Origin of the sequence: Burkholderia sp. USMB20 (assembly GCF_000949135.2) — a bacterium.
GTDB lineage: Bacteria > Pseudomonadota > Gammaproteobacteria > Burkholderiales > Burkholderiaceae > Burkholderia.
The window spans coordinates 1-12,615 of the sequence record NZ_JTAN02000018.1 but is presented as its reverse complement, the minus strand read 5'-3'; the positions used below and the strand labels follow the sequence as shown (position 1 = coordinate 12,615).

The 12,615-nt window shown below is 66.2% G+C and carries 10 protein-coding genes and 3 pseudogenes; 6 read left to right on the top strand and 7 right to left on the bottom strand.

The window, feature by feature from the left end; translation table 11 throughout:
* Positions 1-3 precede the first annotated feature (3 nt).
* Entirely contained in the window at positions 4-1,395 is a 1,392-nt protein-coding gene (locus PL79_RS22305) for a sigma 54-interacting transcriptional regulator (RefSeq protein WP_044846007.1), read from the top strand.
* Between the two features lie 54 nt (positions 1,396-1,449).
* Complete coding sequence (locus PL79_RS22300) at positions 1,450-2,157, top strand: DUF2968 domain-containing protein (protein WP_044846006.1); 708 nt, start codon at positions 1,450-1,452, stop codon at positions 2,155-2,157.
* Positions 2,158-2,240: 83 nt separating this feature from the next.
* Here the strand turns inward: PL79_RS22300 and hfq are convergent.
* Positions 2,241-2,806, bottom strand: a pseudogene (hfq, locus tag PL79_RS22295) (RNA chaperone Hfq).
* 295 nt (positions 2,807-3,101) lie between these two features.
* Between hfq and PL79_RS22290 the strand changes: the two are divergent.
* The gene (locus PL79_RS22290; RefSeq protein WP_044846004.1) at positions 3,102-3,386 is read left to right on the top strand and encodes a PXPV repeat protein; all 285 of its coding nucleotides are present in this window, start codon (positions 3,102-3,104) and stop codon (positions 3,384-3,386) included.
* A 33-nt stretch (positions 3,387-3,419) separates the two neighbouring features.
* On the opposite strand, the gene PL79_RS22285 is transcribed toward PL79_RS22290, so the two are convergent.
* From PL79_RS22285 to PL79_RS22270, 4 genes are all read right to left on the bottom strand, one after another.
* Positions 3,420-4,334: a DUF1571 domain-containing protein gene (locus PL79_RS22285; RefSeq protein ID WP_044846134.1), complete on the bottom strand. Its 915-nt coding sequence runs from the start codon at positions 4,332-4,334 to the stop codon at positions 3,420-3,422.
* Positions 4,335-4,363: 29 nt separating this feature from the next.
* Positions 4,364-6,118 carry an AMP-binding protein gene (locus tag PL79_RS22280; protein ID WP_044846003.1) on the bottom strand — a complete coding sequence of 585 codons (1,755 nt, stop codon included), beginning with the start codon at positions 6,116-6,118 and terminating at the stop codon, positions 4,364-4,366.
* A 378-nt stretch (positions 6,119-6,496) separates the two neighbouring features.
* Positions 6,497-7,315, bottom strand: a complete 819-nt coding sequence (locus PL79_RS22275; RefSeq protein WP_044849270.1) for a TetR/AcrR family transcriptional regulator — start codon at positions 7,313-7,315, stop codon at positions 6,497-6,499.
* Positions 7,316-7,531: 216 nt separating this feature from the next.
* Complete coding sequence (locus PL79_RS22270) at positions 7,532-8,752, bottom strand: MFS transporter (protein WP_044849269.1); 1,221 nt, start codon at positions 8,750-8,752, stop codon at positions 7,532-7,534.
* 279 nt (positions 8,753-9,031) lie between these two features.
* Between PL79_RS22270 and PL79_RS22265 the strand changes: the two genes are divergently transcribed.
* The 3 genes from PL79_RS22265 (at position 9,032) to PL79_RS22255 (ending at position 12,070) form a co-directional block, all read left to right on the top strand.
* Positions 9,032-9,574 carry a GNAT family N-acetyltransferase gene (locus PL79_RS22265; protein ID WP_044849268.1) on the top strand — a complete coding sequence of 181 codons (543 nt, stop codon included), beginning with the start codon at positions 9,032-9,034 and terminating at the stop codon, positions 9,572-9,574.
* Between the two features lie 125 nt (positions 9,575-9,699).
* Positions 9,700-10,326: a ParB-like protein gene (locus PL79_RS22260; protein ID WP_044849267.1), complete on the top strand. Its 627-nt coding sequence runs from the start codon at positions 9,700-9,702 to the stop codon at positions 10,324-10,326.
* 25 nt (positions 10,327-10,351) lie between these two features.
* Positions 10,352-12,070, top strand: a complete 1,719-nt coding sequence (locus PL79_RS22255; protein ID WP_044849266.1) for a SulP family inorganic anion transporter — start codon at positions 10,352-10,354, stop codon at positions 12,068-12,070.
* A 6-nt stretch (positions 12,071-12,076) separates the two neighbouring features.
* Here the strand turns inward: PL79_RS22255 and PL79_RS36705 are convergent.
* Both PL79_RS36705 and PL79_RS22245 read right to left on the bottom strand, forming a co-directional pair.
* Positions 12,077-12,237: pseudogene (locus PL79_RS36705) on the bottom strand (carbohydrate kinase); the annotation flags it as partial.
* A 167-nt stretch (positions 12,238-12,404) separates the two neighbouring features.
* Positions 12,405-12,615: pseudogene (locus PL79_RS22245) on the bottom strand (ABC transporter); the annotation flags it as partial.

Below are 12,615 nucleotides of genomic sequence, written 5' to 3'. Positions count from 1 at the left end.
ACGATGAGAACCCCCTCCGCAATCGCAGAACTCGACCTGTACGTCTGGGAAGGCAAGGCGGACATTGTCGACCGCGTTGCCCGCTGCATGGCGAGCTTCGACGTCGAAGTGATCCGCGCCGACAATGCGGAAATCTCGCCGGAGCGCGCCGCACTGCGGCCATCGCTCGCGATCATCAGCGTGACGATGATTGAAACCGGCGCGGCGTTCCTGCGCGACTGGCAGGCCAACATCGGCATGCCGGTCGTCTGGGTCGGCGCGGCGCGCGACCACGACGCGTCGCAGTATCCGCCCGACTATTCGCACATCCTGCCGCTCGACTTCACGTGCGCCGAGCTGCGCGGGATGATCGGCAAGCTCGTCACGCAGCTGCGCGCGCATGCGGCCGATACGCTGCGGCCGTCCGAACTCGTCGCGCACTCGGAGTCGATGCAGGCGCTGCTGCACGAGGTCGATATGTTCGCCGACTGCGACACCAACGTGCTGCTGCACGGCGAAACCGGCGTCGGCAAGGAACGCATCGCGCAATTGCTCCACGAAAAGCATTCGCGCTACCGCGACGGCGAATTCGTGCCGGTCAACTGCGGTGCGATTCCGGACGGCCTGTTCGAATCGCTGTTCTTCGGGCACGCAAAAGGCTCGTTTACCGGCGCGGTTGTTGCGCATAAAGGCTATTTCGAGCAGGCGGCGGGGGGCACGCTGTTCCTCGACGAAGTCGGCGATCTGCCGTTGTATCAGCAGGTCAAGCTGTTGCGCGTGCTCGAGGACGGCGCCGTGCTGCGGGTCGGCGCGACGACGCCGATCAAGGTCGATTTCCGTCTCGTCGCGGCCAGCAACAAGAAGCTGCCGCAGCTCGTGAAGGAAGGCCTGTTCCGCGCGGATCTTTATTACCGGCTCGCGGTGATCGAACTGAGCATTCCGTCGCTGGAAGAGCGGGGCGCGGTCGACAAGATCGCGCTGTTCAAGTCGTTCGTCGCGGAGGTGGTGGGCGACGAACGGCTCGCGCAACTGTCCGACCTGCCTTACTGGCTCGCGGATGCGGTCGCGGACAGCTATTTCCCCGGCAATGTGCGCGAACTGCGCAACCTTGCGGAGCGCGTCGGCGTGACGGTGCGGCAAACGGGCGGCTGGGACGCCGCGCGACTGCAGCGGCTGGTCGCGCATGCGCGCAATGCGGCGCAGCCGGTGCCGGCGGAGAGCGTGGCGGAGGTCTTCGTCGACCGCAGCAAGTGGGACATGAACGAGCGCAGCCGCGTGATCGCGGCCCTCGACGCAAACGGCTGGCGACGCCAGGATACGGCGCAGCAGCTCGGCATCAGCCGGAAGGTGCTGTGGGAAAAGATGCGCAAATATCAGATCTTCGACGAAGAGCCCGAGACCCGCGAAAGCGAATAATTAATGCGATAAAATCGCGCTGAATTACAACGACACGGGCAGGAATCAAAATTCATGAGCCATATGACGGGGTTGGGGCGGGCGTGGGTGTTGCTCGCGATGATGGGAGGCATGCAGGGCGCGTTCGCGCAGGGATTGGCGGGCAATGCATCGCCCGCGGTACAGCAGGCGTCGGCACCGGTGGCGGCGATTCCGGTGATTGATCAGCAGGTTCAAACCTCGATACAGCCGCAGGCAGGCGAGACGACGGGGCAGAGCACGGTTGACGAACTGCAGCGCCAGATCCAGGCGCATTCGCTGACGGAAATGCGCACCAGCTATAACGGCAGCTACGGCGCGAGCCAGCTGTTCAGCGTGAAGGACGGTTCCTATTTCGTCGCGCTGTTCCAGCAGAAGGCGTTCTGGCGCGTGATCAAGACTTACGACGAATCGCGCGCGGAAGCGATCTATCGCGATTTCTCGCGTCAGGCCGAACGGCTGTCCGTCAACGAGCTGCGTGCGGCGAAGCTGGAGTCGCAGAAGGTGCAGACGGATCGGCAGATCGAAGTCGCGCAGGAGCGGGCGCGGCGTCTGCAGGCCGATATCTCGATCGCCCGCGAGCAGCAGGCGGCGGTCGCGGATCGCCAGAAGAGCGTCCGCAACGAAACGGCGGCGCTGCAGGCGCAACAGGCGGCGCTTCAGTCGCAACTGCGCGCGTTGCAGCAGCAGGTGCGTTCGCTGCAGCGGGAGGCCGACGCAGGTTTGCCGACGACGGCACACTGAGCGATCACGGCACGGCCGGTGCGGCGACATGCCGCGCCGATCCGCCAGAAAAAAGGGCAAGCCGCCTGGCTTGCCCTTTTGTTTTACTGGCCGTCCGGCACGATTCGCCGGCGGCGCGTGACGATCACCGGCCCGTTGCCGCCGCGTGCGTCGGACGGCGACGTGTTGCCCGATGCGTCGCCGGCATCGCGCGGTGCGCCGTAGCTTTCGCGCGGGGCGCCATAGCCTTCGCGGGGCTCGCGCGGCGCGCCATAACCCTCGCGCGGTTCACGGGAACCGTAACCTTCACGCGGCTCGCGCGAGCCGTAGCCGCCGCCGTCGCCACGCGATTCGCGGGAGCCGCCATGCGAGCCGTACGGGCTGTGGCCGCCGCCTTCGCGGCCGCCCGGCCGACCGCCGGCCGCGGGCCGCGGGGACCGCCGCCGCCCGGGCGCGAGCCGCCCGTGTCGAGCTGGATCGTGGAAATCGCACGCTTGTAGATGCCTTGCAGACCCACGGGGGTGCGCAGCATCACCAGGTACTGGTCGAACGACTCGATACATCCCGTCAGACGAATGCCGTTGACGAGATAGATTTCAACACGCTTACGTTCCTTGCGCGCCGAATTGATGAAGTCGTTTTGCGGATGGGATTCTGCGGGATTGGCCATTGAGGTGCGGCAGGAGCCTGCGTCAGAGAATATGTTGTGCGTGTGTGTGGCGTGGTTGCCCACCAAGTGTTTGGCGGGATTTTACCCTGTTCGTTCCACCAGCGCGCAGTCGTGATTGTGTCGAACCGTAACCCACTATAGACGTTCCCGTGCATTTTCGCGATTCGGTCGAATGGCTAGTGCCGTTTCGTTACGTCGCGTTACGAATCTCGCAATGGCGTAGCACCTGGCGGCGCGCGGCGGGATTACATTCCACGCGCATGCCGGGCAGGCCGGCGGATCCGGGAAGGGGAACATGAACAAGAGGGGATTGGCGGTGTGGATCGGGAGTGTGGCGTTGCTCGCTTCCGGCAGTGCAATGGCGGGGCGCGTCGACCTGTCGGTGGGCATCGGCGTGCCGGTCGCACCGGTCTATGTCGAACCGGCGCCGGTCTATGTGGCGCCGCAGCCTGCGGTGGTCGCTTATCCGGGTTACGGATACGGCTACTACGGCGACGAGGACGACGACGGCTATCGGAAATGGCGCAAGCATTATTACAAGCATTGGCACAAGCATCATCACGACGACGATGATGATTGAGCGCGACGTGCGTGGCGCCGACGCCGGTGACGATCAGAACGCATAGTCCGGGTTCTTCGGGTCGAACGCGGATTCGTCGAGCGTCGCCGGCGCGATTTTCTCGATGACGATCCGTTCGAAGATCCTGCCGTCGTTGTCATAGGACTCGATGGTCCTGAAGTAGGGCGCGTGCAGGTCGAGCCCGAGGATTTCCTTTTTCGCGTAGAACTGCGGCCGGCCGGTCGGCGTCTCGTAGGTGAGCGCGACGACGCGCACGCCGCCGATCGTCTTCGCCTCCACCTGGGTCGGCCGCTGCACGCCGGCTTCCTGGTATTTCCTTCCTTCGGTCAGGTACAGGTTCGTGATGAACTCGGTGCCGAGATCCTGCACCTGGTGATTCGACTGCGCACGCGCGAGTGCACCGTCGAGCGCCGTCCACAACGGAATCTTGCCGAGCAGGCCGCCGAGATGGCCGTACATCTCGTCCTTGCGCCGCGTCGTGTCGTAGATCGTCTCCTGTCCCGCATGCGCGCCGCTCGCCAGCCATTTCGCATAAACGCGCAACGGTTCGCGGGTCGTCTTCACGAGCATGCGGTCGGGCGTGTCGGACCATTTCCCGCTGATGCGTTCCTGGCGCACCATCGTGAACTGGTACGACGGATAGCCGTTGGGACCATTGCGGATATAGAGCGGTACGGCGAGCGGATCGAGGGCCTTGAACAGCGCCGTGAGCGTCGCGTCGTCGAGTTGCGCGAGCGCGCCGCGCTGGGCGGCCGTGCGCAGCCAGCGCGCCTGCTGCGCGACCGGCTCGCGCGTGACCTTCGCCAGCTCCGCCGGCAGTGCGGCCTCCTGTACCGCGCTCGCGGCATCGGCGGTTTCCTCGGCGTGCAGGCCGGCTTGCGCGAGCGACAGCACGCACGCGAGTGCCGCGGCGGCGTACCGCGCGCGGCGCTTCGTTCCTTCGTTCATCGACAGCGTCTCCGGGCGCATTGGATCGTTCAGCCTTGCTTCGCGGCCTTGATCCTGGCGAGTTCCTCGTCGCGCAGCGCGCGGCGCAGGATCTTGCCGACGTTGGTCTGCGGCAGTGCGTCGCGGAACTCGACGAATTTCGGCATCTTGTAGCCGGTCAGGTTCTTGCGGCAGTGCGCGAGCACGTCGTCGACCGTCAGCGTCGGGTCGCGGCGCACGACGAAGACCTTGATCCGTTCGCCCTGTACTTCGTCCGGGATGCCGATCGCGGCGGCTTCGCTGATGCCCGGATGCATGACCAGCACTTCCTCGATCTCGTTCGGATACACGTTGAAACCCGACACGAGGATCATGTCCTTCTTGCGGTCGATGAGGCGGATGAAGCCGCGCTCGTCCATCACGCCGATGTCGCCGGTGCCGAGCCAGCCGTCGGCGTCGATCACCTTCGCGGTTTCGTCGGGCCGCTGCCAGTAGCCGCGCATCACCTGCGGGCCGTGCACGCACAGCTCGCCCGGCTCGCCGACGGCGGCCCAGGTGCCGTCCTCGCGGCGAAAGCGCACGAGTGTCGACGGGGCCGGCAGGCCGATCGAGCCGCTGAACCCGGCCATGTCGCTCAGGTTCACCGGATTCATCGTGACGATCGGCGAGCATTCGGTGAGCCCGTAGCCCTCGATGACCGGCCGGCCCGTGACTTGCTGAAAGCGCTCCGCGACCGCGCGCTGCATCGCCATGCCGCCCGCCATCGCGAGCTTGAGCTTCGAGAAGTCGCGCTTGCGGAATTCGTCGTTGTCGAGGAACGCGTTGTACAGCGTGTTGATCCCGGTGATCCCGGTGAACGTTTCGTTGCGGATGATCTTCATCACCATGTTCATGTCGCGCGGGTTCGCGATCAGGATGTTGCGTCCGCCGAGCCCCATGAAGATGAACGCGTTCACCGTCAGCGAATAGATGTGATAGAGCGGCAGCGGCGTAAGCACGGTCTCGACGTCGCCCGACACCTGGTCGGCGATCCACGCCTTCGCTTGCAGCAGGTTCGCGATCAGGTTGCCGTGCGTGAGCATCGCGCCTTTCGCGACGCCGGTCGTGCCGCCGGTGTACTGCAGGAACGCGAGATCGTCGCGGGTCGTCTGCACCGGCTGCGGTTTGCCGCGTGCGCCGAGTGCGAGGGCAGAGCGCAGCCGGATCGCCTGCGGCAGGTTGTAGGCCGGCACGAGCTTCTTCACGTGCTTCAGCACGAAATTGATCAGGCGTCCCTTCGCATTGAAACCGTCGGCGAGCAGGTCGCCGAGCGCGGTGACGATGATGTTCTTCACCTGCGTTTCCGGCAGCGCGTCCTGCAGCGTGCGCGCGAAGTTCTCGAACACGACGATCGTCTGCGCGCCGCTGTCCTTCAACTGGTGCGCGAGTTCGCGCGCGGTGTAGAGCGGATTGACGTTGACGACGATCGCGCCGGCCTTCAGCGTGCCGAACAGTGCGACCGGGTACTGGAACGTGTTCGGCAGCATGATCGCGACGCGGTCGCCCGGTTTTACGCCGGTGCTTTGCAGATACGACGCGAACGCATCGACTTTCTGCGCGAGCGTGCGGTAGGTCATCGATGCGCCGGCGCTCACGTAGGCGACCCGCTCGGCGAAGCGCGTCGTGCATTCGTCGAAGAACTGCACGAGCGATGCGTATTGCGTGACGTCGATCTCGTGCGGCACGCCGGGCGGATACGACGCGTACCAGATGCCGTCGCTGTTCGGCGGGAGCTGGGCCGCTGCGGTTGCTGCGGATGAGGCCATGATGTGTCTCCGGTGTCGGTACGAGTTAGCGCTTTAGCGCTTACTCGTACCCCATGCTTCGCGGTCGGCGAGAGTTAGCGCTTCAGCGCTTACTCTCGCCCCATGCTTTGCGGTCGGTGAGAGTTGGCGTTTCAGCGCTTACGCTCACCCCATGCTTTGCGGTCGGTGAGAGTTAGCACTTCAGCGCTTACTCCCGCCCCATGCTTCGCAGTCAGTGAGAGTCAGCACTCCAGCGCTTACTCGTACCCATGTTTTTCGTCGACGAAAGCAAGCCTGCCTTGGCTCCCGCCGCATGACATTCGTTCGGCCCGGGCCGGCGCATCAACGCCGGCCCGGGCCGCCCAAATCGTGAAACGCCGCCTGCGCGGCCTGGTGCGATCAGCTCGCCGAAGGCGCCGTCGCCGTATCGGCAGCAGCCGTGCTCGACGACAGCCCGAACGCTTCGCTCGCGCCCGCATCGTCGAGCACGGCCGCGAAGATCGACAACTGCGCGCTGTCGGGCATCGGTGCCTTCAGCGCGGCGACGATCAGCGAGGACAGCCGCGCGATCATCTGCACGTCGTTCATCGTGCGGCCTTGCGAGAATTCGTCGATCAGGCTTTCGGTTTCGGCACCGGCCAGCGCGCCGGACAGCGCGCCGATCGCGAAGTGCAGCCGCCAGCCGAGCTCGGTGCGCGGCAGATGCGGCAGCGCGCGCTGGAACGCATCGAAGAAGCGGCCGGCGACACTCGCGTAGTGCGCGGTCAGGAAGTTGCGCACGAACGGCGACGGATCGGTGTACGCGCGGCCGATCAGCCGCAGGAACGCGGGGCCGCCGCGCTCGGGGTCGCGCGACGCCTTCAGCGCGGGAATGAACATCGCGCCGAGTACGTGCTCGCAGGTGATGTGCGCACCGAGCTGCGCATCGAAGCGGTCGAGGATGCCGAGGCGTTCCAGGTTGAGCTGGTCGAGCCGACGCGACAGCATCGCGTGGATCAGCGCTTCCTTGCTGCCGAAGTGGTAGTTGACCGCGGCGAGGTTCACCGTCGCGCGCGACGTGATCTGCCGCATCGACATCGCTTCGAAGCCATGTTCGATGAACAGGTCCTCGGCCGCATCGAGAATGCGCGCCTTCGTCCCGCCGGTCTGCCGATTGCCGGATGACCGCGTCCCGGACGGTCGTCCCGCGGACGCTCGCCCCTCCTGACTGACTGCCATGTCCCGCCTCCCAATGCCGGTTGCCCGGCCGCGAACAGGTGATTTGATTGTCTGATTCAAACAGCCGTTTTTATTAAGATAAAAAAACGCGTGCGGCGCGGGCAAGCGCGGAATCTGGACAAATTCCTCTAGTTCGATGTGCGGATGCGGAAAGTCTGTCGCGTGGCCCCGGCGGGACGGGGCACGCGCGATGGTGCGTCGCGGCAATGCGCGGCTTCAGCCGGCGGTGGTACGCGTATTGACCGATTGCGTCATGTCGATGCCGCGCCGTTCGCGGCTGAACAGGATCAGCACGGCGATCACGACGGCGACGATGCCGGCCACGAGCGCCAGCGCGAAACTGTAGTTGTTGCCCTGGGAGACCGCGAGCGATGCCTGCATCGTCGCGTTGCCCGACGCGAGCAGGTTGCCGAGCTGGTAGACGACGCCGGGGAAGGTCGCGCGGATCTCGTCGGGCGAGATCTCGTTCAGGTGGACGGGGATCACGCCCCACGCACCCTGTACCGAGATCTGCATCAGGAACGCGCCGGCGGCGAGCGCGAGCTGGCCGCTCGAGAAAGCCCACAGCGGCAGCACCGGCAGCGCGATCAGCGCGGCGATGAAGATCGCGCGGCGGCGGCCGATCCGCTCCGAGATCGCGCCGAACGACAGGCCGCCGACGATCGCACCGATGTTCAGCACGATCGTGATCCACGACACGGTGTGCGGATCGAAGTGATGCTGTTCGCGCAGGAAGGTCGGGTAGAGATCCTGCGTGCCGTGCGAGAAGAAGTTGAACGCTGTCATCAGCACGATCGCGTAGATCGTGAGCTTCCAGTTCTGCTGCAGCGTGGCGCCGAGGCTCGGGCGCGGGCGCTTTTCCATCTGCTTCCAGGCCGGCGATTCGGGCACGTGCGTGCGCACGTACAGCACGAGCAGCGCAGGCAGCACGCCGACCATGAACATCCCGCGCCAGCCGATGGTCTGGTAGAGCAGGCCGAACACGACGGACGCCAGCAGGTAGCCGCTCGGATAACCGGCCTGCAGCAGGCCCGACACGAAGCCGCGCGCATGGGTCGGCACGGTTTCCATCGTCAGCGCGGAGCCGACGCCCCATTCGCCGCCCATCGCGATGCCGAACAGCGCGCGCAGCACGAGCAGCGCGGTGAGGCTCGGCGCGAAGCCCGACGCGAGCTCGAGCAGCGAATAGCATGCGATGTTGACCATCAGCGTCGGGCGGCGGCCGAAACGATCGGCGAGCCGCCCGAAGATCAGCGCGCCGATCGGGCGCATCGCGAGCGTGAGCGTAAGCGCAAACGCGACGGCGGGAATCGTCGACGCGAATTCGGCGGCGATGTCCTTCAGCACGAAGACCATCAGGAAAAAATCGAACGCGTCGAGTGTCCAGCCCAGGTAGGCGGCGATCGTGACGTTGCGTTGTTCGCGGGTCCAGCTCATGTCCGAGGTCTCCTCGTTGGCTTGTGCGCACACTCTGCCGGCAGATGCCGGCCCGGCTGGCGCGCGGCGCGGGGGCATGGATCGAGTGTAGGCCGCCGCGCCGTGCGATGTGGGGCGCGATAACCGCGCATCGGGAATAATCCCTACGAAATGAACTGTTGAGAAAACGGAAATGAGCGTGTGCGTGACGAGCGACAGTCGTCTGTATCATTCCGGAAGGTTTTTTGTATCAGATACGTAATGCACGCGATGCGCATCGCCACCGAATCAGGAGCCCCGATGACCGAACCGTCCGTTGCCGCGCTGCCCGCCCTGGAGACCGCGCGGCTGTGGCTGCGCCCGCGCGTGCTGGCCGACCTCGACACGAGCATCGCGATGGATCGCGATCCGGAGGTCACGCGCTACATCGCGGGGCCGTGGCACGACCCCGACGAACATCGCCGCTTCGTCACGCACCGGATCACGCGCGCCTATCCGCCGGGCCTCGGTTACTGGTCGATCTTCGAGAAGGCCGCGCCCGACGCGTTCATCGGCTGGATCCTGCTGATTCCCGATTATGCGGGCGGCGCGCGCGACGTCGAGATCGGCTGGCGACTCGTGCGCGCGGCGTGGGGGCGCGGCATCGCGTGCGAGGCCGCCGCGGCCGTCGTGCGTCACGCGTTCGACACCGTGCGGCTGCCGCGCGTGATCGCCGATATCGCGGAGGCGAATTCGGGTTCGCTGAACGTCGCGCGCAAGCTCGGGATGCGGCGCGTGAGCGTCGTTCACGATGGCATTCCTTACGTTCGCCATCGTCTCGAGCGCGACGACCTGCGTACATAGCGTCGCGTGCGGACGCGACCGGATGTCAGGGATGGTCAAGCGCACGCGCATCGAGGTCGCGACGTATTAACGGCTCGCACGATCAGGAGTATCGTTGCCGGAAATTCGTAACATGGGGTACGACCATGGCACTCGGCAACGACGTTCATCTCATTCCCGTCCGGCTCGACGCACTGCGTCCGACGCAAATGACGGTCGGCTATCGCGAAGTGAAAGCGAAGCGCAAGCACTGGAAGGCGCTCGACAAGCGCGCCCGCAAGGCGGCGATCGAGTCGCACTGGTTTCCGGCTGTCCTCGGCCCGGGCGGGCTGCACTACATCACCGACCATCACCATCTCGGCCTGGCGCTGATCGAGGAAGGGGAGGCGCGCGTGAACGCGATGCTGCTGAAGGATCTGTCCTGGCTCGACGACACGATCTTCTGGCGGATGATGGAACACAACCAGTGGGTGCATCCGTTCGGCGTGGACGGCTCGCGTCGCGACTACGCACAACTGCCGAAGGCGCTGACGGGGCTCGAGGACGATCCGTACCGAAGCCTCGCGGGCGAGTTGCGCACGGCCGGCGGCTACGCGAAGGATGCGACGCCGTTCAGCGAATTCCTGTGGGCCGACTACCTGCGCCAGCACGTGACGCTCGACCAGATCCGCAAGAACTTCGCGAAGGCGCTCGACATCTCGCTGCGCCGCGCACACGAGCAGGACGCGCGCTATCTGCCCGGCTGGTCGGGTGTCATCGCCGTCAAACCCTGACCCGCCCCCCGGCGCCTACCGCCTCATGACGACTGCCCCGACCCGTCCGGATGCCGGCTTGCAGCATCCCGAGCATTTTGCTGCACTCGATGCGGCGCCACCGCCGCCCACGCAGCGCATCGGCCTCGACGCGCTGGCCGGCCTGTCGATCGCCGGGTTGCTGATTCCCGAGGCGGTCGCATACGCGGGTCTCGCCAACCTGCCGCCGCAGGCCGGTCTGATCGCGCTGCTGTCGGGGCTCGTCGTCTATGCGCTGACCGGCAGCAGTCGCTTTGCGATCGTGTCGTCGACGTCGTCGTCGGCGGCCGTGCTCGCCGCGACCGTGCTGGCCGAGTCGGGAATGGCGCTTGCCGCGCAGCTCGCGCTCGCGGCCGCGCTCGTCGCGATGACCGGCGTGCTGTTCATCCTGGCTGGCGTCGCGCGGCTCGGGGGCATGTCGGATTTCGTCGCGCGACCGGTCCTGCGCGGTTTCACGTTCGGCCTGGCGCTGACGATCGTCATCAAGCAGCTGCCGAAGATTCTCGCGATCTCCGTGCAGCACAGCGATGCGCCGCGCGTCGCACTCGACCTCGTCACCGGCGCACCGCATGCAAACCTCGCGAGCGTCGCGCTCGGCGCGACCGCGCTCGCGCTGCTGTTCGTGCTCGGGCGGCGCTCGCGCGTGCCCGCGACGCTCGTCGTGATCGTGCTGTCGATCGCCGCCGGCTATGTGTTCGACTGGCAGCATTACGGGATCGCGATCGTCGGACACATCGATTTCCGGCATCTCGAATTCGGGCTGCCGCATCTCGACCGGAACGCATGGATGCAGACGGTCGAGCTCGCGTTCGCGCTGATGCTGATCCTGTATGCGGAGTCGTACGGATCGATTCGCAACTTCGCGCTGAAGCACGGCGACAGCGTGTCGGCGAACCGCGACCTGGTCGCGATCGGCTGCGCGAACCTCGTGTCGGGGCTGCTGCACGGAATGCCGGTCGGCGCGGGCTATTCGGCGACGTCCGCGAACGAGGCGGCCGGCGCGCAGTCGCGTTTCGCGGGCTTGTGGGCGGCCGGCGTGGTCGCGCTGATCGTGTGGCTGCTGCTGCCGCAACTCGCGCGCACGCCGGAGCCCGTGCTCGCGGCGATCGTGATCTTCGCGGTCAGCCACTCGCTGCATCCGTCGGTGTTCCGGCCGTATTGGGTCTGGCATCGCGACCGGCTCGTCGTGATCGCCGCGCTGCTCGCGGTGCTCGTGCTCGGCGTGCTGCACGGGCTGCTCGCGGCCATCGGCGTGAACCTGCTGCTGACGCTGCGCAAGTTGTCGGAGCCGAACGTGAGCGTACTCGGCCGGCTGCGCGACGGCCACGATTTCGTCGACGTCGCGAATCACGCCGATGCGAAGCCGATCCCCGGTGTGCTGATCGTGCGGCCCGAGGCGCAGCTGTTTTTCGCGAACGCCGATCGGATGCTCAATCGCGTGCGCGCGCTGATGAAGGCCGCGCCCGACACGCATACCGTGATGCTGAGTCTCGAGGAAACGCCGGACGTCGACGGCACGACGATCGAGTCGTTGCGCACGTTCGCCGCCGAATGCGCGGCACGCGGGCTGCAGTTCGCGATCGTGCGGCTCAAGGAGCACGCGTTGCATGCGCTGCGCCGCGCGACCGACGATACGCTGCGCGACGATGCGATGTCCGAACTGAGTGTCGACGAGAGCCTGCAACTGCTGCAGGCGCGCGTTAACGGCGGGAAGCGTGGTGCGTGACCGGGCAGCGCGCATGCTTCGCCTGGTGTTTTCCCGTGCTGCCAAATTGGCACGGCTGACCATGCCGGCGAAGGCGGTCGGCACGCCGAGCCGCGCGCCACGTTCCAGCATGAACCGCCGGCGACGCTGCGCCAATGCCGCGGGTCATCACGGATGAAGTCGGTCAGCGCTTCGCCGAATACGGCCCGGCGGGGGAACGTCGTCGTTGGGTCGAGACCATGTGCCGCGGCATGTCGCGCGGCGGTGCGGCGGTTGGGGTGAACGGACGGGCAGGGCCGGTGTCCGCACCCCGCACCGACCGGCGCCGCCAGGAATCGCGGGTCGCGTCGCGCGATCAGCGCGGGCTGCTCCAGCCTTTGTAGCCCTTCACGTTGTCGCGCGTGACGAGCGTCGGCTCGATCAGGATCATCGGGTTGGCCGGCTTCTGGCCGTTCATGATCCCGTAGCCGACGTTTACGGCCTGCTGCGCCATCGCCCACGGGTCCTGGCTCGACGACGCCTGCACGAGCGTGTTCGACTTCAGCGCGACTTCGATGTCGGGCGCG

What these genes read in the sequence shown, in the direction of transcription:
- PL79_RS22305 (WP_044846007.1), top strand. Translation starts at nt 4, where the DNA reads ATGAGAACCCCCTCCGCAATCGCAGAACTCGACCTGTACGTCTGGGAA.
- PL79_RS22290 (WP_044846004.1), top strand. Translation starts at nt 3,102, where the DNA reads ATGAACAAGAGGGGATTGGCGGTGTGGATCGGGAGTGTGGCGTTGCTC.
- PL79_RS22280 (WP_044846003.1), bottom strand. Translation starts at nt 6,118, where the DNA reads ATGGCCTCATCCGCAGCAACCGCAGCGGCCCAGCTCCCGCCGAACAGC.
- PL79_RS22260 (WP_044849267.1), top strand. Translation starts at nt 9,700, where the DNA reads ATGGCACTCGGCAACGACGTTCATCTCATTCCCGTCCGGCTCGACGCA.
- PL79_RS22270 (WP_044849269.1), bottom strand. Translation starts at nt 8,752, where the DNA reads ATGAGCTGGACCCGCGAACAACGCAACGTCACGATCGCCGCCTACCTG.
- PL79_RS22255 (WP_044849266.1), top strand. Translation starts at nt 10,352, where the DNA reads ATGACGACTGCCCCGACCCGTCCGGATGCCGGCTTGCAGCATCCCGAG.
- PL79_RS22300 (WP_044846006.1), top strand. Translation starts at nt 1,450, where the DNA reads ATGAGCCATATGACGGGGTTGGGGCGGGCGTGGGTGTTGCTCGCGATG.
- PL79_RS22285 (WP_044846134.1), bottom strand. Translation starts at nt 4,334, where the DNA reads ATGAACGAAGGAACGAAGCGCCGCGCGCGGTACGCCGCCGCGGCACTC.
- PL79_RS22265 (WP_044849268.1), top strand. Translation starts at nt 9,032, where the DNA reads ATGACCGAACCGTCCGTTGCCGCGCTGCCCGCCCTGGAGACCGCGCGG.
- PL79_RS22275 (WP_044849270.1), bottom strand. Translation starts at nt 7,315, where the DNA reads ATGGCAGTCAGTCAGGAGGGGCGAGCGTCCGCGGGACGACCGTCCGGG.